This is a genomic window from Sphingorhabdus sp. (assembly GCF_023910635.1).
In the GTDB taxonomy this organism is placed as follows: Bacteria; Pseudomonadota; Alphaproteobacteria; order Sphingomonadales; family Sphingomonadaceae; genus Sphingorhabdus_B.
In genome coordinates, this window is the sequence record NZ_JAAVVZ010000004.1 from 62,323 (window position 1) to 87,480 (window position 25,158).

General features: G+C 55.0%; 22 protein-coding genes and 1 pseudogene. 16 read left to right on the plus strand and 7 right to left on the minus strand.

Annotation, left to right across the window (positions count from 1 at the left end; genetic code table 11):
- The first annotated feature begins 105 nt into the window (after positions 1–105).
- A complete protein-coding gene (locus HEQ34_RS03295) occupies positions 106–639 on the plus strand; it encodes a RecX family transcriptional regulator (RefSeq protein WP_296197336.1) in 534 nt (177 codons plus the stop codon).
- A gap of 2 nt (positions 640–641) precedes the next feature.
- Here the strand turns inward: HEQ34_RS03295 and HEQ34_RS03300 are convergent, their stop codons facing one another.
- The gene (locus HEQ34_RS03300; protein ID WP_296197343.1) at positions 642–2,735 is read right to left on the minus strand and encodes a bifunctional (p)ppGpp synthetase/guanosine-3',5'-bis(diphosphate) 3'-pyrophosphohydrolase; all 2,094 of its coding nucleotides are present in this window, start codon (positions 2,733–2,735) and stop codon (positions 642–644) included.
- 194 nt (positions 2,736–2,929) lie between these two features.
- Here HEQ34_RS03300 and HEQ34_RS03305 point away from each other — a divergent pair, with 194 nt between their 5' ends.
- A complete protein-coding gene (locus HEQ34_RS03305) occupies positions 2,930–3,724 on the plus strand; it encodes a hypothetical protein (protein ID WP_296197350.1) in 795 nt (264 codons plus the stop codon).
- 153 nt (positions 3,725–3,877) lie between these two features.
- Here HEQ34_RS03305 and HEQ34_RS03310 read toward each other — a convergent pair whose 3' ends face one another.
- A complete protein-coding gene (locus HEQ34_RS03310) occupies positions 3,878–4,237 on the minus strand; it encodes a hypothetical protein (protein ID WP_296197352.1) in 360 nt (119 codons plus the stop codon).
- Positions 4,238–4,428: 191 nt separating this feature from the next.
- On the opposite strand from HEQ34_RS03310, the gene HEQ34_RS03315 reads away from it, so the two are divergent.
- The 10 genes and pseudogenes from HEQ34_RS03315 to HEQ34_RS03360 all read left to right on the plus strand — a co-directional run.
- Positions 4,429–4,944, plus strand: coding sequence for a helix-turn-helix domain-containing protein (locus tag HEQ34_RS03315; RefSeq protein WP_296197354.1), 516 nt, complete (start codon positions 4,429–4,431; stop codon positions 4,942–4,944).
- A 208-nt stretch (positions 4,945–5,152) separates the two neighbouring features.
- Entirely contained in the window at positions 5,153–5,680 is a 528-nt protein-coding gene (locus HEQ34_RS03320) for a CarD family transcriptional regulator (protein ID WP_296197357.1), read from the plus strand.
- A 117-nt stretch (positions 5,681–5,797) separates the two neighbouring features.
- Positions 5,798–6,142 carry a DUF393 domain-containing protein gene (locus HEQ34_RS03325; RefSeq protein WP_296197358.1) on the plus strand — a complete coding sequence of 115 codons (345 nt, stop codon included), beginning with the start codon at positions 5,798–5,800 and terminating at the stop codon, positions 6,140–6,142.
- Between the two features lie 2 nt (positions 6,143–6,144).
- Entirely contained in the window at positions 6,145–7,338 is a 1,194-nt protein-coding gene (locus HEQ34_RS03330; protein WP_296197361.1) for an FAD-binding domain-containing protein, read from the plus strand.
- A 339-nt stretch (positions 7,339–7,677) separates the two neighbouring features.
- Positions 7,678–8,430, plus strand: coding sequence for a head GIN domain-containing protein (locus HEQ34_RS03335; protein ID WP_296197363.1), 753 nt, complete (start codon positions 7,678–7,680; stop codon positions 8,428–8,430).
- A gap of 19 nt (positions 8,431–8,449) precedes the next feature.
- Positions 8,450–9,073 (plus strand): class I SAM-dependent methyltransferase, encoded by a 624-nt coding sequence (locus HEQ34_RS03340; protein ID WP_296197365.1) that lies wholly within the window; start codon positions 8,450–8,452, stop codon positions 9,071–9,073.
- On the plus strand, positions 9,028–9,786 hold the full coding sequence (locus HEQ34_RS03345; RefSeq protein ID WP_296197371.1) for a DUF2807 domain-containing protein: 759 nt from the start codon (positions 9,028–9,030) through the stop codon (positions 9,784–9,786). The genes HEQ34_RS03340 and HEQ34_RS03345 overlap by 46 nt, the downstream gene beginning before the upstream one ends.
- A complete protein-coding gene (locus HEQ34_RS03350; RefSeq protein ID WP_296197373.1) occupies positions 9,786–10,298 on the plus strand; it encodes a DUF192 domain-containing protein in 513 nt (170 codons plus the stop codon). Before HEQ34_RS03345 ends, HEQ34_RS03350 begins: the two co-directional genes overlap by 1 nt.
- Positions 10,299–10,338: 40 nt before the next feature.
- A complete protein-coding gene (locus HEQ34_RS03355) occupies positions 10,339–10,725 on the plus strand; it encodes an NADH:ubiquinone oxidoreductase subunit NDUFA12 (protein WP_295498316.1) in 387 nt (128 codons plus the stop codon).
- Between the two features lie 155 nt (positions 10,726–10,880).
- Positions 10,881–11,132, plus strand: a pseudogene (locus HEQ34_RS03360) (DUF2155 domain-containing protein); the annotation flags it as partial.
- Between the two features lie 35 nt (positions 11,133–11,167).
- On the opposite strand, the gene aat reads toward HEQ34_RS03360, so the two are convergent.
- Positions 11,168–11,929 (minus strand): leucyl/phenylalanyl-tRNA--protein transferase, encoded by a 762-nt coding sequence (gene aat / locus HEQ34_RS03365; RefSeq protein WP_296197376.1) that lies wholly within the window; start codon positions 11,927–11,929, stop codon positions 11,168–11,170.
- A gap of 333 nt (positions 11,930–12,262) precedes the next feature.
- On the opposite strand from aat, the gene purC reads away from it, so the two are divergent.
- The gene (purC, locus tag HEQ34_RS03370; protein ID WP_296197379.1) at positions 12,263–13,042 is read left to right on the plus strand and encodes a phosphoribosylaminoimidazolesuccinocarboxamide synthase; all 780 of its coding nucleotides are present in this window, start codon (positions 12,263–12,265) and stop codon (positions 13,040–13,042) included.
- 60 nt (positions 13,043–13,102) lie between these two features.
- Positions 13,103–15,961, plus strand: coding sequence for a pitrilysin family protein (locus tag HEQ34_RS03375; protein ID WP_296197382.1), 2,859 nt, complete (start codon positions 13,103–13,105; stop codon positions 15,959–15,961).
- A gap of 41 nt (positions 15,962–16,002) precedes the next feature.
- Here the strand turns inward: HEQ34_RS03375 and HEQ34_RS03380 are convergent, their stop codons facing one another.
- On the minus strand, positions 16,003–18,336 hold the full coding sequence (locus tag HEQ34_RS03380) for a transketolase (RefSeq protein ID WP_296197384.1): 2,334 nt from the start codon (positions 18,334–18,336) through the stop codon (positions 16,003–16,005).
- 128 nt (positions 18,337–18,464) lie between these two features.
- Here HEQ34_RS03380 and HEQ34_RS03385 point away from each other — a divergent pair, with 128 nt between their 5' ends.
- Together HEQ34_RS03385 and HEQ34_RS03390 are read left to right on the plus strand one after the other, a co-directional pair.
- Complete coding sequence (locus HEQ34_RS03385) at positions 18,465–18,947, plus strand: Lrp/AsnC family transcriptional regulator (RefSeq protein WP_296197387.1); 483 nt, start codon at positions 18,465–18,467, stop codon at positions 18,945–18,947.
- Positions 18,948–19,081: 134 nt separating this feature from the next.
- Positions 19,082–20,398 (plus strand): aspartate aminotransferase family protein, encoded by a 1,317-nt coding sequence (locus HEQ34_RS03390; protein ID WP_296197390.1) that lies wholly within the window; start codon positions 19,082–19,084, stop codon positions 20,396–20,398.
- Here HEQ34_RS03390 and HEQ34_RS03395 read toward each other — a convergent pair.
- Genes HEQ34_RS03395 through HEQ34_RS03405 form a run of 3 tightly spaced genes read right to left on the minus strand, consistent with a single transcriptional unit; the run spans position 20,395 to position 25,156 of the window.
- Positions 20,395–21,465 carry an alcohol dehydrogenase family protein gene (locus HEQ34_RS03395; RefSeq protein ID WP_296197394.1) on the minus strand — a complete coding sequence of 357 codons (1,071 nt, stop codon included), beginning with the start codon at positions 21,463–21,465 and terminating at the stop codon, positions 20,395–20,397. The two genes, HEQ34_RS03390 and HEQ34_RS03395, sit on opposite strands and share 4 nt — an antisense overlap.
- Positions 21,462–22,715 (minus strand): aromatic ring-hydroxylating dioxygenase subunit alpha, encoded by a 1,254-nt coding sequence (locus HEQ34_RS03400; protein ID WP_296197397.1) that lies wholly within the window; start codon positions 22,713–22,715, stop codon positions 21,462–21,464. The genes HEQ34_RS03395 and HEQ34_RS03400 overlap by 4 nt, the downstream gene beginning before the upstream one ends.
- Positions 22,712–25,156 carry an FAD-dependent oxidoreductase gene (locus tag HEQ34_RS03405; RefSeq protein WP_296197399.1) on the minus strand — a complete coding sequence of 815 codons (2,445 nt, stop codon included), beginning with the start codon at positions 25,154–25,156 and terminating at the stop codon, positions 22,712–22,714. The genes HEQ34_RS03400 and HEQ34_RS03405 overlap by 4 nt, the downstream gene beginning before the upstream one ends.
- Positions 25,157–25,158 lie beyond the last annotated feature (2 nt).

The window sequence follows — 25,158 nt, forward strand, 5'->3', positions numbered from 1 at the left end:
TTCCCATATTGTGATTGGGCAGCGGCCCGTGTCACTTTTCATATCCACTTTTCCTACCTGAGGATAGCAGTTCAAATTTCGACCCGACTGTGGCAAGAATAGGGCGTGAACCAACCCCGTCCTGCCAAAAAGCCCGCTCCACCGTTAAATGCGGAAAGGCTGCGTCAATTGGCGCTGCATTATGTCGGTAAATATGCCACCACGCAGTCGAAATTGGCGGGCTATTTAACGCGCAAAATACGCGAACGGGGCTGGGAGGATGAACGTTCTGCAGACATTGCCGGATTGACCGAGCAATTCACGTCGTTGGGCTATATCAACGACGCCCAATTTGCCGATGCCCGCAGCCGGTCCTTTGTCCGCAGGGGCTTTGGCGGGCGAAGGCTGAACGAGGATTTGCGCGCCAGCGGCATTGGTGACGCCGATGCCATAAATGCTAAAGCGCATATGGACGATAGCATCTTCACCGCTGCCGAAAACTTCGCCAGGCGAAAACGGCTTGGTCCCTTTGCACAGGAAGCCGCAGCACCGGAGAAACGGAATAAGCAGTTGAACGCTTTCCTGCGCGCCGGACATGGTTTTGAATTGGCGAAACGGTTTGTGTATGCCGAACCCGGTGATGAGATCAGCGAAGACTGAGTTTAGTCGTAAACGCGGTCTGCTGTTGCCACCGCCTCTGACGCCCGAAGCGCGGAAATGATGCGCATGAGGTGTTGCAGATCATGGACCTCCAAATCCACCTCAAATGTGTGGAATTCGACATCGCGCGCGGTCATCCGCAGGTGGATGATATTGGCCTTGTGATAGCCGAATATCCCTGCAATCTCACCCAATGTGCCGGGTCTGTTGTGGATGATCACCCGAAGCCGCGCCGACGCACCGTCGCTGCCCTGCCCCCAACTCAAGTCAACCCAGTCGGCGTCCGTCCCACTCGCCAACCGGTCGCATTCAATGGTGTGCACCTCAACCGGCTGCCCCGCCAGCCGCAGCCCGACAATCCGGTCGCCGGGGATGGGATGGCAGCATTCGCCAAGATGATATCCCACGCCCGGGGTCAAGCCACGGATTGAGATCGCGCTTTCCTGGCCCGGAAAATCAATATGGCTGCCATCGGCGTCGAAACCAGGCACGAGCGCCTCCATCACCGTGCGATCGTTGATTTTGCCCAAGCCAATGCGATGCATCAGCTCGTCCTCATCCTCCAGCTTTAACCGCTTCAGCGCTGCCGTAAGGGCCTTTTTGCCGATTTTGCCCGGCATACGCGCGGCGATTTCTTCATAAAGCTTGCGCCCAATCACAACCAGCTCATCACGTTCCCGGTGTCGGACATGGCGACGGATGGCGGCGCGTGCCTTGCCCGTGGTCACAAAGTTCATCCACGCCTGTTGCGGTTCTTGCGCCTTGGACTTCAGAATTTCGACCATGTCACCATTGCGCAACTGCGTTCGCAACGGCACATGACGGCCATTGACCTTGCCACCAACGGTTTTGTCTCCAAGGTCGGTGTGCACGGCATAAGCAAAATCAACGACCGTTGAACCCTTCGGCAACTGGTGCAGCGCACCTTTAGGCGTAAAGGCGAAAATGCGGTCCTGATACATCGCCATCCGCGTGTTCTCGAGAATGTCTTCGGCGTCTTGGCTTGTCTCGAGTATCTCGATCAGATCGCGCAGCCAACCCGCCTGCCCATCGGGCTTGTCATCCTGTTTATAGGCCCAATGCGCGGCAAAGCCATGTTCCGATTTGCGGTGCATCTCGGCGCTCCTGATCTGCACCTCCACCCGCATATTTTTGGCGAACATTATCGTCGTATGGATCGATTTATAACCGTTGCGCTTGGGTGTTGAGATAAAATCTTTGAACCGTCCGGGCACCATCTGCCAACGCCGATGCAGCACGCCCAAGGCGCGGTAACAGTCCTCGGTCGTTTCGGTAATGACGCGAAAGGCGTTGATGTCAGTCAGTTGTTCAAACGCGACATGGCGTTCCTGCATCTTTTTCCAGATCGAATATGGGTGCTTTTCGCGGCCAGAAATTTTGATTTTCAGGCCAGCCTGCTCCATTTCCCAAGCGATGGTCTGGTTGATCTGGTCAATCTCGACATCCGCCTTCTCGCGGATTTGTTTCAAGCGGCCTGTTATCGTCTGATAAGCCTCAGGCTCCAATTGTTCAAAGGCGAGCAACTGCATCTCGCGCATATATTCATACATACCAATCCGCTCGGCCAGCGGGGCGTAAATATCCATCGTTTCCTTTGCAATACGGCGCCGCTTGTCTGGGCTTTTGATGAAATGCAGCGTTCGCATATTGTGCAGCCGATCGGCAAGCTTGACCAAAAGCACGCGGATATCATCGGAGATTGCGAGCAAGAATTTGCGCAGATTTTCCGCCGCCCGCTCATTTTCGGTCTGTGCTTCAATCTTTGACAGCTTGGTAACGCCATCGACCAGCCGTGCGACCTCAGGACCAAAACGCTTTTCAACATCTTCGATAGTGGTCAGCGTGTCTTCCACCGTGTCGTGCAGCAACGCGGTGATGATCGTGTCCTCATCCATTTTGAGGTCAGTCATCAGCCCTGCAACCTCTACCGGGTGGCTGAAATAGGGGTCACCAGAGGCCCGCTTCTGCGCCCCATGCATTTGCACGGTGAACACATATGCCCGGTTAAGCCGATCTTCATCGACATCAGGCGCGTACGCCCGCACCCGCTCAACCAGTTCATATTGCCGCATCATCGGTCCAACTTGGGTCTTTTGCGTTGCGATGCAACAGGAAAATCATTCTAAACGCGTTCATCCTAAGTTCGCCCCAGCAAAAACTGACAATGTATGTAAAAACGGCAAGGGGGCGGTTGTTCTAAAATATCCTTTTGATCTTCTCCGCAAAAAACACTTTCCTACAATATATCTGATATGTTCTATACTGTTGGATGACACATACACCCACCTCACCCGCCCGTCCCGAAGATGCGTCAAGCGCTCAAACGGAAGCACCCCTTGCCAATGCGGACGCACCTGCACCCGACGGATATGATTCGCCTGAATATTATGATCCGCAGGAATATCGTTGGGTCCCTGTCCGGCGACGACCACGACATGATGGATGGACGGAAGAAAAACAAAGACGCTTTATCGAAGCCTTGGCCGACACGGGTCTTGTTAGCCACGCCGCAAAATCGGTAGGGATGAGCCGTGAGTCCGCCAACCGCCTCCGCCGTTCGGCGCATGGCGCGGCCTTTGCGCGGGCATGGGATGCGGCCCGGCAACATGCAGGCGGCGCGTTGGAAGATATTGCCTTTGAACGCGCCATCCAAGGCGTCGAACATAATGTATATGATGAATATGGCGAAGTAATCTGCACCAAACGGGTTTATAACGACCGACTTCTGACCTTTTTGCTCCGCCATTTGAAGCCCGAGCGTTATACCCAAAATGCGTCGGCAACCCCTGCGCCACCTGCGGACCATCTGGAAATGAGCCTGCGCGCGATGGAACCGCAACTGCCCGCGCCGCCCGAGGCGTTGATGGATACAGAGGCGCTTGAAGATGCATATGCGCTAGCCGATTTGGCAGACGGCATCTTGCCGCATTTTCTGTCGGAACAACTTCCAGATGAAGACGCAGTACGATTATTACAGGAGAAATGCGATGCGGGGCTGCAACGTCGTTTGATCGCGGCTGGTCTGGCAACCCAAAAAGACCCGCCACGGCGGCGTTTTAGGTGAGACCTTAGTGTGACTTTTCAACTATCCAACAGCGCAACAAAAATGCGCCGAAGGGTCGGTCCCTTCGGCGCAGTTTGCATTCGGCTCCTGACGCTGCCCAAAAAAGGAGCATTGGGGGTAGGAGAGCGGAGCCGAAAAATTCCGGTCCTGACCCTAATTCTTCGCGATGGCCTTTGCATTGTCGCCATTGCATGCCGCAACTTCTTCAGCCGTGAACACGCGCTCACCGGCGGTGAATGCCGTAACTGCACCGAATTCACGTGCTATGCTAATGCACATATTCTTTGGCGCAGTCGATGCGATTGGCGCGCGGCAGCTCGTGCCTTCGCACTTTACATATACGCTGCGCAACAGCTCTGGCTTGGCAGTGGTCGGCTGCGCCAGCTCGGCCTTATAATAGCTACCTTTGGTGGCGGCATGTGCCTGCGGCGCTGCGAACAAAAGCGTTGCGCTCAAAGCAGTGGCAGCAGCAAGCGCGCCCATGCGGGCGGAAATTTGGGAGAGAGTCATCATGTTATCCTTCAGCTTTGCTATATTTTCAAATCACAGCCCGAAGCTTTGGTTCCTTGTCTGTGGTTTGCACAACTGATAAATCAGTTGCGAATCAGTACTTATTATTATAAGTTTTTAATTGCAACTTAAATTTGCAATTTGGGTTGATTATTTTGAACAAGGGTCGCAATCTGCGATTGAGAGGATGTTTCATGGGTGAATTGCGGGAACCTTTGCACCAGCTCGCCGAATGTGGCCTCCCCATGGCGCTGGAGGCGATGGGTGAACGGTGGTCATTCATGATATTGCGCGCGGCCTTTAATGGCGTTCGGCATTTTGAGGAGTTTCTGTCCGAATTCAGCATTGCGCGCAACATACTGGCCAACCGCCTCACTCGCTTGACCGAAAGCGGAATATTACACCGCACCCCCTGCCCCGACGATCGGCGAAAGGTTGAATATCGCCTGACGGAAAAAGGGCTCGACTTACTGCCAACGATGATTGCCCTGCGCCAATGGGGCGAAAAATGGGGTACGGGCGTTTTGTCCAATCCGGTATTGGTCGATGACCGTGACAGGCAGCCAATCCTGCCGGTCACAATCCGTAGCCATGATGAACGGGTTCTTGGTTACATCGACCTATGCTGGATGAACGCGGCGGACATTACGCCGATCAGCGCCGACACGCATGAGGCGGATGATCGCGTCAGGAAGTTAAGCGCGATTTAACGTGCGCTCCTGACCTTAAAGCGGCCATTGAATTTTTGTTGCGAATCTGTTACACTTCGCAGCGTCAGGCCAAAAATGGTCGATGACTGCGCGTCCAATCCAGGCAGCGACAGGTTCATGACGTAAGGGACGAACGAAAAAAGTCTGATGGGTGACGCTCTGTTGCCTGAACAAGCTATTTCTCCCGAATAACCAGAAAGGTCGTAATATGACGTCCAACGCGGCGATATTTGATGTAGGCGATTATGTGGTATATCCCAAGCATGGGGTTGGCCGCGTAATTGAACTTCAGGATTCCGAAATCGCAGGGATGCAGCTTCAGCTTTATGTCCTGCGCTTTGAAAAAGAAAAAATGACGCTTCGTGTGCCTTTCAACAAGGCCGAAGGCGTGGGCATGCGCAAGCTTTCGAGCGACAAGACGCTGAAGGAAGCGATGTATACCTTGACCGGCAAGCCCAAGGTGAAACGCACCATGTGGTCACGTCGCGCGCAAGAATATGAAGCGAAGATCAACTCGGGCGACCTTGTATCGATCGCCGAAGTGACACGCGATCTGTTTCGTCCCGATGACCAGCCAGAGCAAAGCTATTCCGAGCGGCAGATTTTTGAAGCTGCATCCAGCCGTTTGGCGCGCGAGCTTGCCGCCATGGAAAAGACCGATGAAAAAGCGGCGCTTCAGAAAATTCTTGTCATCTTGAATGAGGCGGCACCGCAATATTACGAAAAAGCAGAATAAACTTTCCTTACCGGAAAAATCTGAAGGGCGCTGGAAACGGCGCCCTTTTTTTCGGGCTTTATGCTACCGCGTAACGCCCAGCCTGACATGCGGCTGTCGTCGGTGGTAAGGTAATTTATGGCCAAAGTAATCATCTGGTATGACGGTGCGTGCCCCCTGTGCATTCGCGAGATTGCATTGATGCGTCGGCTCGACGCGCGGCATGCGATCGATTTCCGCGACATAGCGCCTGCGAATGCGGTGTGTCCGCTTGACCGTCAATTGATGCTCGCGCGCTTCCACGCCAGCGAAGACGGCGTTATCCTATCTGGCGCCGCCGCCTTTGCCGCCATGTGGCGGGCCATACCATTGCTGAAACCGCTTGGCTTCATCGCCCGCAATGCGTTCGTTCTTCATCTGCTCGAACGCCTCTATAACCGCTTCCTCATCATCAGGCCGCGCCTGCAAAAATTACTGGACTAAATATGCTCCGCGACACCTTCCCTGCGACGCGAAATGCTGCGCTGTCTCGTCTCACGCAGTTTGCGCCGCGCGCTGGCCACGCTTATGCGTCTGGCCGCAATACTGACCCCGGGCCAGATCACGCAGGCGCTGTGTCGAAGCTCTCGCCATATCTGCGCTATCGCATGCTAACCGAGCAAGAAGTCGTCGGTGCCACGCTTGGCCAACACAGCCTGCCAGCAGCCGAAAAATATGTGCAGGAAGTTCTGTGGCGCACCTATTGGAAGGGCTGGCTCGAGATGCGGCCGTCGGTATGGACACAATATCAGCAAGAGCGTGACCGGCAACGTAACAGCTTCCCCAACGCCCGCGCGATCCGCAGTGCAGAAGCTGGCGAGACCGGCATCGAAGGGTTTGACGACTGGGCGCGCGAATTGGTGCAAACCGGCTATCTCCACAATCATGCAAGAATGTGGTTTGCTTCAATCTGGATATTCACCCTGCGCCTGCCATGGGCTTTGGGCGCGGACTTTTTCCTGCGGCATTTGGTCGATGCAGACGCGGCAAGTAACACCTTGTCATGGCGCTGGGTGGCTGGCCTGCAAACGGCTGGCAAAACCTATCTTGCGACGGCCGATAACATTGCGCGCTATACCAACGGCCGATTTGTCCCAAAGGGCCTGGCGACCGTAGCATCGATGCCGGCGGACGTGTCAACACCGGCGCTGCGTCCTTTGCCGCAAGCCGCGTTTTTCGACGCACATAAGCCTGCATATCTGCTGGTGACGTCGGAGGATATGCACCCTGAGTCTGTCTTTGGCGCACCTGCCAAAATCATCGGTGCCAGCATCTTGGTCGACCCGGAAACCTTGTGGGGCGACAATGCCAGAGCCTTTGTCGCGGCCACGACCAATGACGTCACTGAACGCGTTGGTAACGCCTTCAAATGCCCGACAACATTGCTCGGTAACTTGGATTCAGCGGCCCTTATTGCCCAAGCCCGCGCAGCAGGGGCGGAACAAATCGTCACATCCTATGCCCCAACTGGCCCAGTAGCCGATGCGCTTTCCGGCATCGCTCCAATATTGGCCGCCGAAGGCGTTACCCTGGTTCAAGTCCGACGCGCTTGGGACGAAAACTTCTGGCCACATGCAACGAAAGGCTTCTTCCCTTTCAAAGAAAATATTCCCAAAATCCTTAGGGTCAGGACCACTTAAATCCACCATCGCGGCGTCAAAATGGCAAAGATATCGAAGTGAAATGGCCGCCGCAGGCAGTAATTCTGCCTGCAAGGGCATTTTGCTTTGAGATCGAAGCCATTTTGGCGTCCTTCGGATTTGACCCATTTTATCCATTGCCACGTTGGCAAGCTTGGACTTAGAACCACTAAGCCCTGCGCTTGCCGCCTGGCACTGAACAGTATGGCCTCAAACCGCGAAGGTGGATTTAATAGGTCCTGACCCTAAGGAAATGGGCCTTTACAGATAGGCTGCAGATATCTGTTGCGTGATAAACGTCGAAGTGTATTGTTAGAACAATACACAAGGAGATAAGCCATGCGCAAGTCAATCTGCCTTCTGCCGCTCCTCGCCCTATCGCTTGTTGGTTGCGGCGAAACCATTTCCGGTGCGGTTAAGGATGTCAAAGCCATAGAGGAAAACGGCTTTGCCGACGGCAAGACAGTATCCAGCAGCGCCGTCACGACGGATGCATTCAGCACAGTTAAGGCGCTGGGCCCGGATAATATCGTGTTTGTCACCGGTGACGCTTTTACCATCAAGGCCGAAGGCAATGCGAAAGCGGTCGCCGCGCTGCGCTACAAGATGGATGACAAAGCGATTGTCATTGGCCGGGAAAAGGGCAGTTGGTTTGGCGATGAAGGCAAAGGCGTCACGGTAACGATCACTGCGCCCGCGTTGTCCGCCGCCTCGCTCGCGGGGTCAGGTGACTTTACCGCTGACCGGATGACGGGCGACATTGTCAAAGTGAAAGTCGCCGGATCAGGCAGCTTGAACGTCGCCAATGTAGAAGCGAAGAAGCTGGAGACCAAAATCGCAGGTTCCGGCAACGCTGTTGTTTCTGGCAAGGTTGACCTCGCCGATTTCGCGGTGGCAGGTTCCGGCAGCGTCAACGCGCAGAAGTTGAATGCAACTGACGCCGATGTGTCTATTGCGGGTTCCGGCGACGTTCGGTTAACCGCGACAGGTAAGGTCAAGGCAAAGGTCGCTGGCAGTGGTGATATCAATGTCACCGGCGGCGCGGCCTGTGATGCAAAATCCATAGGTTCAGGAAGCATAAATTGCTCCTAAATCAAGGCAGCCTTAGCGCATGAGCAATTGGTGGGACAGAAACGTCGTGCCGCGCTTAATCGGTTGCGCATGTACGCAACCTGCGGTGATGCGCGACAGAGCTAAAGTGGTACCCTTTGCCGCCGGAGATGTGCTGGAGTTGGGCTGCGGTGCGCCTAACCTCGATTATTATGACTGGAACAATGTGCGTTCGCTGTCAGGTGTGGACCCATCTGCTGAATTGCTTGCCCGCGCACAGCTCGCGTTGGAAAGCAAAGGGATAAAAGCCAACTTCATTCCCGGCGTCGCAGAGGCGCTCCCCTTCGCCAGCAGCAGTTTCGACTGCGTTGTCACAACCTTCACGCTATGTTCGGTGCAGGACCCAAGCGCCGCTTTATCAGAGGCAAAGCGCGTGCTTAAGCCCGGTGGTCGATTGCTGTTCGTCGAACATGGCCGTGCGCCAGATTCGTCGGCCGCTGCGTGGCAAAACCGTATCGAGCCGATCTGGAAACGGATTGCCGGAGGTTGCCATTTGACCCGGCCAGTGACTCAGGCCATATCTGACGCTGGCTTTGTGTGTAATGCGCCGCAAGGGCATTATATGAAAAGGACACCAAAATGGCTTGGCTGGGTCGAATGGGGCGAGGCAAGATTGGCGGACTAACCGTCGCTTTGTTGCTGTCCGCAGGCTTGAACATCGCGGCACCAGTGGCGGCGGAAGACCGCAAGATGCTGGTCGCCAGTTTTGAAAACATTTTGGTTACTGGTGACATTCATGTCGAAGTTCAGACTGGAAAGGCCCCGTCCGCCCGCGTGTCAGGCGACAAACGCGCTTTGGATGCGCTAAAGCTGGAACGGGTGGGTATGACCTTGCGGGTCCGGCTTCAGGGTGCCCTCAACGATGCGAAGGGCGCTCGAATGACTCAGCCCGTCGTGGTGCGGCTATCCACACAAAATATCAAAAACATGGCCGTCGCCGGCAACGGAAGTTTGAAAATTTCCAATGTCGAACAAGCCGACGCCGTCCGTATGCTGATTACGGGCAACGGTTCGATCTTTGTAGACTCGTTGGTTGCCGACAAATTTTCCGCAGACATCAATGGAAACGGCCAAATCGGTATCAGCAGGGGTAATGCCCGCCAAGGTCAAATCACGCTTAATGGCGCTGGCAAGTTTGACGCTGCTGACGTCAAAATGCGTATGGTTCGCCTTGAACATATCGGCAATGGCGACTCCAAAATAAATGTCGCCGAAGAAGCCGATATTTTTAATCGCGGCGCAGGCAATATTAGCGTTACTGGAAGTGGAAGCTGTTTCATTAAACAGGCTGGGAACGCCGCTATCAATTGTGCTCAGATCGAAAAAGGATCGCGTTAATGACCTTAAGCCCGTTTAGTCGGTACGGTGCCTTTGCCATCGCACTGTCTCTCACCGCCTGCAATATGCCTGCCAATGGCGTAACCTCGGCCGCTGGTTGCACTCCAGGCGCAGCCGCAGGCCAGTCCATAGCGGGACTGGAGCAAGTGATCTTATGCGTCACCAATGCCACCAAAACGCATAGCTTCACCGTTGAGGCCGCAAGAACAAGCGCAGAGCAAGCCAAGGGGCTTATGTTTCGGACGGACCTGCCCGACAATGCGGGTATGATTTTTCCTTTTCCAGAACCGCGCGTTGCGAGTTTCTGGATGAAAAATACTGTTATCCCCTTGGACATCATCTTCGTGCGCGCGGATGGCACGATTGAGAGTATCGCCGACAACACAATCCCTTATTCCACAACACCCGTTGTGTCGGGCGAGCCAGTTGCTGCTGTGCTGGAATTGCGCGGCGGTCTCGCGGCTGAACTGGGAATTGTTGCCGGCGACAAGGTGCAATGGACAACGAAATAAGGATTGCGCGGAATCATGCTTGGTCCTAATCGCAAAAGCCATGGGTATTCTAAGTAAAATCTTCACCTGGTGGGACGGCGCGACGATTGGCACGTCAATCTATAGCTGGCGCAAAGGCAAGGCTGTGGGCGCTGACGCCTTAGGCAATCGATATTATCAATCATCCGACGGCAAACGCCGCTGGGTGATCTATAACGGCCCCAATGATGCAAGCCGCGTATCGCCCGATTGGCATGGCTGGTTGCATGGCACACATGATGGCGATCCGGAGAGCTACTTGCCGCCACACAGGGGCTATGAAACCGCAGCGGTGCCAAATCTCACAGGCACCGATGCTGCCTATCGTCCAGCAGGGTCCATTGAGCGTGGCGGCCATCGTGCACGCGCGACGGGTGATTATGAGGCATGGAGTCCCGACGCATCATGATCCGCTCGCGCGGTTTAATCTGGTTGCCGCTGTTGGCAACGCTTGCCGCGTGCGGTGCTTCAGAGGACGAAACGCTTGCGCCCGCGAAATCGGGCGAGGCCCTTGCGACCAGCGACAAAATTGTGGCCATGTCCGGCGCAAATATTGGTACCCCCATGGCAGAACGCGTTGCCGTGCTTGGCCTTTTGAACAAGCGAAATGGTCAAACGCGGGACGTTGAGCTAAAACCTGGCGAAGCTATTCGCTTTGACAAGGTGGTCATCCGACTCAGGGCTTGCGAGAAAACAGCGCCGTGGGAAACTCCACCTGACGAAGGTGCATTTGTGCAGTTGCTCGTGAATGAGCGCCCCCCCGGCACGACTGAGGCCGAAAGATGGCGTAATGTTTTTTCGGGCTGGCTGTTCAAGGAAAATCCCGCAGCCAATGTTGTCGAGCACCCGATTTACGATGTGTGGATCAAGACTTGCAAAATGCGCTTCCCCGGCGAAGAAGCGCCCGTAGAGAAGAAATCTTCTGAAGAAGCTCCTGCAGCGGATCCAGCAGCCAAAGCGCCGTCAAGTGAACCCCAGTCGCCGCCTGAGGCCGCCCCCGCTGCGGTTGAAGAAGCCAGCCCTGACGGGGCTTGAACGGCGTTCGTTAGGGCAGCCTCAAGCAGTTTAAGATACGCGCTTTGCGTCATTTCGATTGCCCCTAGGCTGGCCAAATGGTCGGTCATGAACTGGCAATCGAGCAATTCAAACCCGCCCAGTCGAAGCCGTGCGACCAGCCACGCCAAAGCAACCTTCGACGCGTCGGTTTCGCGCGAGAACATGCTTTCCCCGAAAAACGCGCGCCCCAAGGCCAGCCCGTAAAGCCCGCCCACGAGGCGACCTTCCGACCAGCATTCGATGCTATGTGCCCGCCCCTGTTGGTGCAAGCGGCAGAAAGCCTCTTCGATATCTGGATTAATCCAGGTGTCGCGTCGGTCCGCTTGCGATTCGGCACATGTGGCAATGACCTGCGCAAATGCGGTGTCGGCAGTGACCACAAACCGATCCTGCCGGATAGTTTTGGCAAGCGACCTTGACACACGAAAGCCATCCAGTGGCATAACCGCCCGAAACTCTGGTTCAATCCAAAAGGTATCGGGGTCATCACGGGCGTCGGACATCGGGAATATGCCATTGGCGTAGGCCTGAAGCAGTAAATCCAGATCGATGGGCAAATGATGTCCTTTCGTGTCCGTCCTATTTAGGGTCAGGACCACTTAAATCCACCTTCGCGGCGTCAAGACGTCCTTCGGATTTGACCCATTTTGCCCATTGCCGCGTTGGCAAAGCTAGACTTAGAACCACTAAGCCTGCGCTTTGCCGCCTTGCACTGAACAGTATGGCCTCAAACCGCGAAGGTGGATTTAAGTGGTCCTGACCCTACCTATCTCGAATTGCGCCGACGCATGCAATGGATTATAGCGTACATAATCGCCCCGGCAGAGTTAGGCTCTTCAATGGCCAACTCCACCGGGGCGCATCATTTCAAGCAAAGTCAGGGACCGCATATGACCCGCCGCCGCAAAATATACGAAGGCAAGGCCAAGATTCTTTATGAAGGTCCTGAACCCGGCACGTTAATCCAATATTTCAAGGATGATGCCACCGCCTTCAATGCCCAGAAAAAGGGCACAATTTCCGGTAAAGGCGTCATCAACAACCGCGTGTCGGAACATGTCTTTACGCGGCTGAGCCATATCGGCATCCCGACGCACTTCATTCGTCGCCTCAATATGCGCGAACAGTTGATCCGTCAGGTTGAGATCGTCCCCATCGAGGTCATCGTGCGCAACGTGGCCGCCGGTTCCTTGTCCAAACGCCTTGGTATCGAAGAAGGCACGCCGCTTCCGCATACCTTGCTCGAATATTGTTACAAGGACGACAGCCTTGGCGACCCATTGGTTGCAGAGGAGCATATCGCCTGCTTTGGTTGGGCGACACAGGAGGAAATGCAGGACATTTCGTCCATGGCGATCCGCATCAATGACTTCATGTGTGGTATGTTTGCCGCCATCGGCATCCGGCTTGTGGACTTCAAACTTGAGTTTGGGCGCTTGTTCGATGGCGATTTTTCGCGGATCATCCTGGCCGACGAAATCAGCCCTGATGGTTGCCGCTTGTGGGACATTGAAACCGGTGAGAAGCTGGACAAGGACCGGTTCCGTCGTGACCTTGGCGGCGAAGCCGAGGCCTATCAAGAAGTCGCCCGCCGCCTTGGCTTGATGCCGGATGAAAGCGAAGGGGCCGTTCTCGATATGGTAAGCCACCGATTACGCAAAGGTAAGTGAATCAATAATTTACATAAGAATATATTGCAGTCTCCAAGCTTTTGCGGAAGACTGTAGCGTGTGAGAATCGCGCTTAACCTTCTATCTGCGGTTGCAATCTTTTTTGCTGGAGCGACATCCTCGCTTGCCGCGCCTGCAGAGCGGACTCAGCCGTGGAACGCCGAGACATCCGACCTCGAACCGGACGCCAGCATCATTTACGGGCGGCTACCCAATGGTCTGCGCTACGCCATTCGTCCGAATCAGCGTCCACAGAATCAGGTGCTGGTTCGCATGACCATCGACTTCGGCTCCGCGGCGGAGGCGGAGGACGAGCAGGGTCTTGCGCATTTCATCGAACATATGGCCTTTAACGGCAGTACCAATGTGCCTGAGGGCGAAATGGTCAAAATGCTTGAGCGGCTTGGTCTGTCCTTTGGTGCCGATACCAACGCCTCGACTGGCTATACGCAAACGGAGTATAAATTAGACTTGCCAAAGTCGGACCCGCATCTGATTGAACGTGCGCTGTTTTTGATGCGTGAGACGGCGCGGGAAATATCGTTCAAGCCGGCAGCAATTGACCGCGAGCGCGGGGTTATTTTGGCGGAAAAAAGCGCGCGCGAAAATTTTGGTTTTCAAAGCGGACGTGCGGCGAACAACCTGTTTTACCCGGGTACTTTTTACGCCACGCGTTACCCCATCGGCACAACCGATGTCATTCAATCGGCACCTGCGGAGCGGATGCGCGCGCTGTATCGCAAATATTATCGCCCGGACCGCATCAAAATCATCATCGTTGGCCCGGTAGATCCCGTGGCCATTGAACGCGAACTGGTGGCCAAATTTGCGGACTGGCGCGCGGATGCGCCGCCATTGGGCGCACTCGACCAGTGCCTATTGGATACCAACCGCGCATTATCCGCGCAGAGCTTCGTACATCCAGAGATTAGCGAGAGCATGAGTGTTCAGCAGTTTTTGCAGGATAAAAAGCGGCCTGACACCTTAGAACGCGGGATGATTGAGCTCAAAATGGGCATCGCAAGCGCGATCATATCACGCCGCATGGCGCGCCGATCCCGCGAAGAAGACATGCCGTTTTTGGGTGGCGGTGTGACTTTCGACTTCGGTCTGTGCGACCAATATGCAACCATTGGCTATGGCGTCGCGGGTAAGGACGGCAGTTGGCGTTCATTGCTCGCCTTTACCGAGCAAACTGTTCGCCAAGCCGTGGAATATGGGTTTGAAGAATCCGAGATTGCCGAACAGATAAAGCGTCTGGACGCACAATATGAAAATGCCGCCAAAGATGAAGGTACAGAATCAAGCGCCGCCATTGCAAACGCCTTGGTCAGTCTGGACGAGGACGTGTACAACTCGGACAAATATCGCCAGTTGTTGTGGCAACAGATACGCCCGTTTATAACACCGGCGGCGATCACTTCCGAATTTGCATTTTGGTTCCGCCAAATGGATCGACCGCAGATTTTCCTGACAACAAAGCAGAGCGCGGCTATTCCCGAGGATGAGATATTGGCCGCTTATGCCGTCAGTCAGGGAACGCCAATTGCTGCGCCGATGGCGCGGGCGGCGTCAAGCTTTGCTTACACAGACTTCGGCCCCGCCGGAGCTGTCATTGCCGACAAGACGATTGCAGATTTGGGCATTCGCACCATCCGCTTTGCCAATGGCGTGTTGCTGAACCTTAAAAAAACCGATTTTGAAGACAATCGAGTCCGCTATTCGCTGCGCATTGATGGTGGCCAGCTGCATTTTGGTACGCAAAATGCTGTCTTGGCCTTACTGATGTCGGCGACATATGTTTCTGGCGGCCTTAAAGCCCATGATATTGAAGATTTGCGATCCATCTTGGCCGGAACAACGGTGTCCCCCGCATTCGGTGTTGCCGACAGATATTTTGGCGCAGCCGGTGCTGTGGCACCAGCGGATTTGGTGCGGCAATTGCAAGTCATGGCAGCATATACCACCCATCCGGGCTATTCGGAAAATGCCCTTCGCCTGTTTCGCCGTCCGCTGCCCGAATTATATGCGCGATTGGACGCTGTTCCGGGGTCCGCGCTTTCGGTCGCCATGTCGAGCATCATGAACGATGATGATCCGCGCTTTACGCTGCCGCCTCTCAAGGCCCTACAGGGTGCAGATTTTGAAATGCTAAAGACGGTGTTGGGCGACGCATTAAAACAGAATCGCTTAGAAATCGCATTGGTCGGCGACTTGGATGAAGAAGCGGCCATCGCGGCTGTTGCACGCAGTTTTGGAGCCCTCCCGACGCGCGCGGATGGCGGGAAGGATTATAGCGCGCAACTTCAACCGGGCTGGAGCGCAAAGCGCGGGAATTTTGATATTCCCCATAATGGCGAGGCGAACCAGTTGGCGTGGCGCCGTATATGGACAACCACGGGCGATAATGACCAGAAAACCACCCAATCCATGGATCTTCTTGCACGCGTTGCGACGCTGCGTCTGACCGATGAATTGCGCGAGAAATTGGGTGCGACTTATGGCGTGTCCGCGCAGTCCGACATGTCCAACCTGTATCTGCAGCGGGGCACATTTTCCGTATCTACCGCTGGCGACCCCAAAGATATTGCGACGATAGAATCGACTGTCGACCAAGTCATATCGGCGTTGGTAAAGTCACCGGTTGATCCCGACGTGTTCGAAAGGGCGCGCAAACCCGTGCTTGAAAGCTACGCCGATTGGAAAAAGCAAAACGACACTTGGCTTGGTGTCGTTGCGGAGGCACAGACAAGCACCAACAAGTTGAGCCGCTTCCGACAAGCCGAGGCAAATTTTGCGTCGATAACCACGCAGGACCTGTGGGCATTGGCCAAGCTTTATTTGAGCAAAGCTGCAGAGTTCACATTCCGCGCACTACCCGATGAAATGGTCAGCGGTGGCCTAGAATCCGCCGAATAGCGTTCGAAGCCGTTTCGTCTCAATTTTGGCGGCTCACCTTTTCAAAAAAGCGCGGCCATGGCATCAATAATCGCCGCAGAGTCTAGCCGATATTCCCTGTATAAGTCAGGCAAATCCCCCGTCTGACCGAAACGATCCGTGCCCAGCGGACTGACACGCAGGCCGTGCACGCCGCCCAGCCAGGACAGAGCGCCGGGGGAACCGTCAATCACCGTCACAATGCCTGCGTCGGGTGCCAATATGGATAACAAATCCTCCACATGACATGTTTGCGCGTTCAGGTCTGTCCCGCGCGCAGCCTTGCTCGCGGACCATTCACGATGCAGCACATCGGGCGAGGTCACGTTCAAAACGCCTAAACCGGGAATATCATCCAACATTTGTTCATAGGCTGCCAACACCTCAGGCGCGATGGCCCCTGTAAATGCGATAGCCGCTTCTGCGCCTGCCGTGGGTGGCCGCAACCAATATCCACCTTTGAGAGCATCCGCCTCCCAATCCGTATTGGCCCGTTCGACTTGCGCGACCTGACGCGTACTCAACCGCAGATAGACAGAGCTTCCCTCCGGCTTTTGCAGATATTCAAACGCCCACCGCATGAATAGAGCAACTTCATCGGCATAGGCAGGTTCAAAATACGCAAGGCCCGGCTGCCCCATGCCAATCAACGGCGTGTTAATAGACTGATGCGCGCCGCCCTCCGGTCCTAGAGTCAAGCCGGACGGCGTTCCGACCAGCAGAAAACGCGCATCGGAATAGCAACCATAATTCAGCGCATCGAGACCACGGGCGATGAATGGATCATACACCGTACCAACCGGAATAAGGCGCGTACCGAAATGCGGCGCGGCCAGCCCAAGCGACGTCAGCAGCAAGAAAAAATTGTTCTCCGCAATCCCCAGTTCAATATGCTGACCCGCCGCATGTGCTGCCCATTTCTGGGCGGACGGAATTTTGGCCTCACGGAATATATCGGCGACGTCGGACCGTCGAAACAGCCCGCGCTGGTTCACAAAACCGCCGAGATTGGTTGTCTGCGTCACATCAGGCGCAGTGGTCACGATCCGGTCTGCCAGCTCTTCGGATGATTTGGCAAGATCGAGAAGTACGTTGCCGAATGCCGCCTGCGTTGATTGTACATCACCCGACGGAACTGCGAAGCGTGCGGGCACGTGTATCTGCGGTGCTACTGGCTCTTCCGGCTTGGCGGCAAGAACGCTATCCCCGATGAAATTTTTGAGCCGTGCCGCCATATTGCCACCAAGACCGGCAAATGGTTCCCACTCTTGGCCTGCCTCAATGCCCATGGCCATACGAAGCTGATCAATCTGACCGGGGTTCATCATCCCCGAATGATTGTCCTTATGCCCCGCCAGCGGTAGGCCATAACCCTTGACCGTATAGGCAATGAACAAGGTGGGCCGTTCATCATCGGCACTGTCAAATGCATCCATCAAGGATTCGACGCAATGCCCACCCAGATTGGTCATCAATGCGGCCAGACCATCGTCTTCAAAACTATCGAGCAGCTTTTTCACATGCGGTTTACCGCCAATATCGGCCGTCAGGCGCGCGCGCCAAGCCGCACCGCCTTGATATGTGAGAACGGCGAATTCCGCATTAGGGCAATTTTCGATCCAGTCCTCCAGCGATTTCCCGCCGGGCCGGGCGAAAGCGGCACGCTGCAGCTTGCCATGCTTTAAGGTGATAACCCGCCATCCCGTGGTTTCGAAAATATCGTCAAAGCGCCGAAACATCCGGTCTGCCGTCGTGCTGTCGAGCGATTGCCGGTTATAGTCGACTACCCACCAACAGTTCCTTATGTCGTGCTTATACCCTTCAATAAGGCATTCGTAGATATTGCCTTCATCCAGTTCAGCATCGCCCATCAACGAAATCATCCGGCCTGCATTGCCCTCGTCTATCGATCCGTGCGCAATCAAATAGTCCTGAACCAGACTTGAAAAGGCGGTAATCGCCACGCCCAACCCTACAGAACCCGTGGAGAAATCCACCGGAATTTTATCCTTTGTCCGCGACGGGTAGCTTTGTGCGCCGCCAAGAGCGCGAAACTGTTGCAATTGTTCCAGCGACTGATTGCCCAGAAGATAATGGATGGCCTGCAGCACTGGCCCCGCATGTGGCTTGACGGAAACCTTGTCATTTGGGCGCAGCGCATGAAAATAAAGTGCCGCCATAATCGCCGTCATCGACGCGCAGCTTGCCTGATGCCCGCCGACCTTTAACCCGTCCCGCTTTGGCCGGATATGGTTGGCGTTGTGCACAATCCAAGAGGCCAACCAACGAAGCCGCGAATCGAGGGTTTCGATTGCTGCTATTTTCTCTTCACGCCTGTCGGCGACAATCTTGGCCATGGCTAATTTCCGCTTAAATTAAAGCAGGACTGTAGCTAGCACATCCCAGCATGTCCTTGCGTATCATAACGGTCGATGCCATAGAATTTGATAGATTATGCTTAAATTTATTGAATTAGATATATAATATGCCAAAAAATTACTTAGATACAATTGACCGCAAGATCATTGATTGTCTTCAATCAGATGGCCGAATGTCCAATCAGGAACTGTCGGAACGGGTCGGCTTATCGCCCAGCCCCTGTCTGCGCCGGGTCCGCCAGTTGGAATCCGACGGCACTATCACCCACTATGTCGCTTTAGTTGACCCTGATAAGATCGGCCTCTGCGTCACGGCATTTGTCCGCGTGCGCCTTGATCAACAGGATGATCGTCATTTGGAAAATTTTGAGACGGCCGTCGCCAGCTTTCCCGAGGTCATGGAATGTTATCTGATGACGGGTGAGGCAGATTATCAATTGCGCATATTGGTCGCATCCTTGACGCAATTTGAGGATTTTCTACGCCATCGGCTGACCCGGGTGAAGGGTGTTGCCAATGTGACCACAAGCTTTGCACTTCGGCCTGTCATCTACAAGACGTCAGTTCCCACTTTGGAATCCATTATATGATCGTGCAGCAGCCGTTAAATGAGGCCCAACTAAAATTTTCCGGACACAACAATCTTTTCAATCGAGAATGACCGCAATACGGTCGCATAAGGGCTAGGGTCCTGACCCTAAAGACCCGTTGGTGGAGTGACGTGATGAAACTGGAAAATGACCCCCTCGCTGCGTTTTGGATGCCGTTTACGGCGAACCGGGCGTTCAAGACGACGCCGCGGCAGCTCAAATCTGCGAAGGACATGCATTATACCAGCGATGATGGACGACAGGTCCTTGATGGCACCGCAGGGCTTTGGGCGGTCAATGCCGGTCACTGCCGGCCCACTATTGTCGAAGCGATCCAGAAATGCGCCGCAGAGCTTGATTACGCTCCACCATTCCAATTGGGACATCCGCTGGCGTTTGAACTGGCTTCGCGCCTCGCAACGCTCATGCCTGAAGGCCTCGATCGGATATTCTTTACCAACTCGGGCTCTGAATCGGTTGATACTGCTCTCAAAATTGCGCTCGCTTACCAACGCGCGATTGGCCAAGGCACACGCACCCGCCTGATCGGACGAGAACGCGGCTATAATGGCGTCGGCTTTGGTGGCATTTCGGTTGGCGGCATCGTCAACAACCGGCGGCAATTCGGCACCCTGCTTACGGGTGTTGACCATCTTCCGCACACCCATAATCTGGAACATAACGCCTTTACGATGGGCCGACCCGAATGGGGCGCGCATCTGGCGGATAATCTGGAGGCCATTGTCGCGCTGCATGGCGCGGAGACCATTGCGGCGGTCATTGTCGAACCCATGGCGGGTTCAACTGGTGTGTTGGTGCCCCCAATCGGCTATCTCGAAAAATTGCGTGAGATTACACGTAAGCATGGCATCGTGTTGATATTTGACGAAGTCATCACGGCTTTTGGCCGTGTCGGCGGTACGACAGCATCAGAAACCTTAGGCGTTACGCCCGACATTATTACGATGGCAAAAGGCCTGACAAATGCCGCCGTGCCGATGGGCGCCGTTGCGGTCAGCCGCCATATCCACGACGGCGTTGTCGAAGGTGGTCCCGATGGCATCGAATTGTTCCACGGCTACACCTATTCCGGTCACCCCTTGGCCGCAGCGGCAGCCTTGGCAACATTGGACCTTTACAAGTCGGAAGGCATTTTCGAACATGCTGGTTCGCTCCACGGCTATTGGCAAGACGCGGTGCACAGCCTGAAAGGCAAAAAACATGTCATCGACATCCGCAACATGGGCATCGTTGCGGCGATAGAACTTGCGCCAGTTGCCGCCGGCGTTGGCAAGCGCGGCATGCAATTATTCCACAAATGCTTCGACAATGGCGTGCTCGTGCGCGCAACAGGCGACATCATTGCGCTGTCGCCGCCGCTCATCCTACAAAAATCCCATATCGATGAAATCGTTGGACGGATCAGTGAATTGATCGAAACTGTCGATTAAAGCGACAGGACAATTTTTCCGACATGCTGCTTCGTCAAAAATGCTTCCTGCGCTTTGACGATATCGGATAGGTCGTAGGTTGCTGCTACTACCGGCCGGATTTCCCCGCGTTCGATATATGATACAAGATTTGGAAACACATCCGGTTCCAGTACGGTGCAGCCAATCAGGCGCAAATCCTTAAGGTACAAAGTCCGCAGATCAAGGTCTACAATGGGCCCAGAGATGGCACCTGAAACGCCATAACGACCGCCGCGTTTCAGGACGTTTAGGATAGCGCCGAACTGCGATCCTCCTACAATATCTACAGCGGCATCGAAATATTCCTGCCCAAACAAAGCTTCAAGATTGGCATCGCGTGGAACCACCCGAGACGCGCCCAACGACCGAACGATCTCCGCTTTTGCGTCGGCTGCCAGGGCGATCACCTCGGCACCACGCCTTTTGGCAAGTTGTACCGCGGCGGAACCAACACCGCCCGATGCCCCGGTGATCAGCACGCGTTCGCCCGCCTGCACATTAATCCGCGTCAGGATGTTTTCTGCGGTCCCATAGGCGCAGGGAAAGCTTGCCAGCTCAATATCGGACAGCTTTGAAACAACGCGGTGCGCATGCATGGACGGCACGCAGGTATAATCCGCAAAGCCTCCGTCGACTTCGGAGCCGAAATAGAGAATATCAAAGGCGCGCGGGCCGCGAAAGACAGGTTCAACCAACACGCGTTCACCAATGCGCGCTGGGTCAACATCATCGCCCACCGCCTCAATGCGCCCGCAGGCATCGGCACCCTGAATACGCGGAAATTGAAAGGCTGCGCCCGACCAGCCGTCGTCGCCAGCGCCGTCTATACCAGATGCCGCGCCCGCGTCCGTGGCTTCTGCGACCGACTTGGAATACCAGCCGATGCGGGTGTTGATATCGGTATTATTGACGCCCGCCGCCGCAACGCGGATCAATACCTCATTTGCGCGCGGTGTAGGCACATGCACGTCGTCCCGAACATCAAGCCTGTCATAGCCGCCATGGCCGGTCAGCAGGACCGCGCGCATATTGGCGGTTCTTGTCACTCGGCCCGTTCCAGCCCGAATTGGTTGAGATACCATTTCTGAAAGTTGAGCACGCTGCCTTCCTGGTCGGAATATCGGCCAGGCCGGTAGCGGCTGGACATGATGCCCGCCTGATTATTCTCCGTAATCACTTTGTCCTGCGTTGTTGTGGCATGATAGCCCCAGATCATTTTTTCAATGTCGACTTCCGCCTCGGTCGCGCGTCCGTCCACCAGCCAGATCATCTCAACATCGGTTGCCAATGCGCCGCGCGGCGTGAATTGGAACAGGATGGCGAAATGATCATCTGCAACAATTTGGCTGAACGGGCTGAAGCTTAAGTGCATCCGTCCACCATCCGCTTTCGTACGCTTGCCCATCAGCGGAGCAGGCGCAGAGCCATCTTGCGTTTCCGAGGCCCAGCCATCCTTGTTCATGCGTTGCATCAGCAGGCGCAGGTGGCTGCTACTGGGTGGCTCATCAATAGTGCCGATTGGGCGGCCTGCTGCGGCGGCACTTTCTTCCCACGCTTTTAACTTAGGCGCGAAGCTGGCGATTGCATCAGCTGGCCCCGAACTTGGCCCAGCGCCAACGGCAACAATCGATTCCGATGCATGCATTGAGCAGAATTCCGGATGCGATGGCACGCAATGATAACATTCAAAGAAATTTTCCACGACCAGTTTCCAGTTTGCCGTCGTGGGGTAACTACCCGCATGTGCAATGCGCGCGTCGGCAAAGCCGTGATAATCGAGAATGGCCCCCATATCGCCGAAGGTCGCGTCGAAATCGACTGGCTCATCTTCGCTCATATTGATGAAGATCAGGCCGTGGAACACGCGGATATGGCACGAAAACAGGCTGTTTTCCGCTTTGTCGAAATCTTCTGGCATAAGCCGCGCAGAAATAAGCCGCCCATCCAGACCGAAGGTCCAAGCGTGATAGGGGCAGACCAGGCGCGGCGCATTGCCGCTTTCCGATTGGCAGATCGTCGATCCGCGATGGCGGCAAACGTTGAAGAAGGCGCGGACACTGTCGGCATTTTCACGAATGACAATGATCTGTTCATTGCCAACCCGAAACAGGAAATAATCGCCCTTATTGGGGATACGCGACACATGGCCGGCCAGTAGCCATTTCTGGCTGATGACTTGGTCAAAATCCGCCTTGAACACCGCGTCGCTGGTGTAAAATTCCTGATCAAAGCTGTACCCGACCTGCGTCTTTGCGGCGAGCTGTTGCATGATATTATGTGATGTTTCAGTCATCATATTTTGATCCGGGCATTTGAAGGGTCATAAAGGGGCTTAAGCGAAGCGGTCACAGGGTAACGCACACCCGCAATTTCGATCTCATAATCATCAGGTCCGATTGGTCCGACCACACCCCCGTCTGCCGCATCGACATAGCCAAGCCCGCAAGCACCGCCGAGGGTGTGGGCGTACATGCCCGAACGGATATATCCGGCGATCCGGTCACCCTGCCAGATGGGTTCATTATGATACAGCATGGGTTCGGGTGACTTTAAAAGAAACTGCACAAGGCGCTGCTTCAGGCCAGTCTCCTTTTGCGCCAACAACGCATCACGCCCGATGAAGCCGCCAAATTTGTCCATCTTCACCGCAAAGCCGAGTCCGGCTTCTAAGGGCGTATCTTCATCGGTGATGTCATGCCCCCAATGGCGATACGCCTTTTCCATGCGCAGCGCGTTGAGCGCATGATAGCCGCAATGTTTCAGACCGAAATTGGTCCCCGCTAGAACAATTTCATCATAAACGCCGGTCATGAACTCGGTCGGGATGTAGAGCTCCCAGCCCAATTCCCCGACATAGGTGATCCGCGAGGCACGCACGATGGCATAGCCAAGTTCGATTTCCTGCGATGTCGCAAAGGGAAATGCCTCATGCGACAGATCATTGGGGCAAATCGATTGAAGCAAATCACGCGCATTCGGCCCCATGATCGAAATAACCCCCATGGCGGAGGATATGTTGGTCAAAACGGCATGCGCATCCTCAGGAATATGCCGCGAAAGCCAGTTGAAATCCTTCGTTTCTGTCTCTGCCCCAGTCACGATGAGATAGGCCGTCTGCGACAACCGGGTGACCGTCAAATCCGCTTCAATCCCGCCTTTGTCATTGAGCCACTGCGTGTAAATCAGCTTGCCCGGTGCCACATCGACGTCATTGGCGCATACGCGGTTCAGGACGGCACAGGCATCGCGCCCTTCCAGCCGGAATTTCGCAAAGGAGCTTTGGTCAAACAGGCCCACAGCCTCGCGCACGGCCTTGCACTCTTCAGCATTCGCCTCAAACCAGTTCTGACGGCCATAGCTATATTCATATTTGGGCGTGCTGCCCGGCGCGCCATACCAATTGGGGCGTTCCCAGCCAAAAGCTTCCCCATGGCAAGCGCCTGCGGCGACCAGCCGATCATGAATGGCAGAGCGGCGGACGCCACGCGCGGTTTCATACTGCTTGAACGGATAATGCGTCGCGTAGAGCAGCCCAAGGCTCTCGGTCACGCGCTCACGCAAATATTTCCGGTTAATCTGGAACGGCATGTTACGGCGAATATCGACCGTCCACAGATCAGCAGGCGGAATTCCGTCGCGGATCCAATCGGCCATAACCTTGCCAACGCCGCCTGCGGATTGCAAGCCGATGGAGTTAAGGCCCGCCGCGATAAAGCAGCCCTTTAATTCGGCACTTTCGCCCAAATGGTAACGCACATCGGGTGTGAAGCTTTCGGGGCCGCAGAAGAATTTCTGTATACCTGCTTTTTCAAGCGCAGGAACGCGGCGCATCGCATCCATCAACAGCGGTTCGAAATGCTCAAAACTGCCTGCGATTTCGTCAAAGCAGAAATCTTCTGAAATGCCGTCCATACCCCATGGCCGGGCATTGGGTTCAAACGCGCCGACGAGCAACTTGCCCGCATCATATTTATAATAGCCGCAATAATCATAATCGCGCAGAACGGGGAGCGTGTTGTCGATACCCTCCACCCCTTCAAACAACACATAATAATGCTCGCATGCATGCAATGGCGCAGCCACGCCGATGCTTGCCGCCAGATCGCGCGTCCACATGCCGCCACATATCACGACATAATCGGCATCAATCGAACCTTCTGCCGTATCAACGCCCGTTATCCGGTCGCCATTGTGACGGATTTTGGTGACTTTCGTATTTTCGAATATTTTTGCGCCGCCGGTGCGTGCGCCTTTGGCAAGCGCCTGCGTTATGTCGACCGCGTTGGCGTAACCATCACTCGGGATATGAATGCCGCCGACGACGTCATCGACATTGACGATGTTCGCGAGCTCTTTGATTTCTTGTGGCGTCACCACATGGACAGGTAGATCAAACACTTTCGCCATGGAGGCGCTGCGTTTCAGTTCTTCAAAACGCTCTGCATTGGTTGCCATCGATATGGAACCGCACTGGCGATAGCCCGTCGCTTGCCCGGTTTCCGCCTCAAGCCCCCGATACAGCTCACCTGTATATTTTGCGAGCTTGGTCATGTTAATCGACGGACGCAATTGTCCCACCAGGCCTGCCGCATGCCATGTCGTCCCGCTGGTCAATTGCTTGCGTTCAAGCAGCACGACATCGTCCCAGCCAATCTTGGTCAGGTGATAGGCAATCGAACAACCGATAACACCGCCACCGATAATGACGACCTTCGCCTTTTTGGGGAGTTCAGCCACTA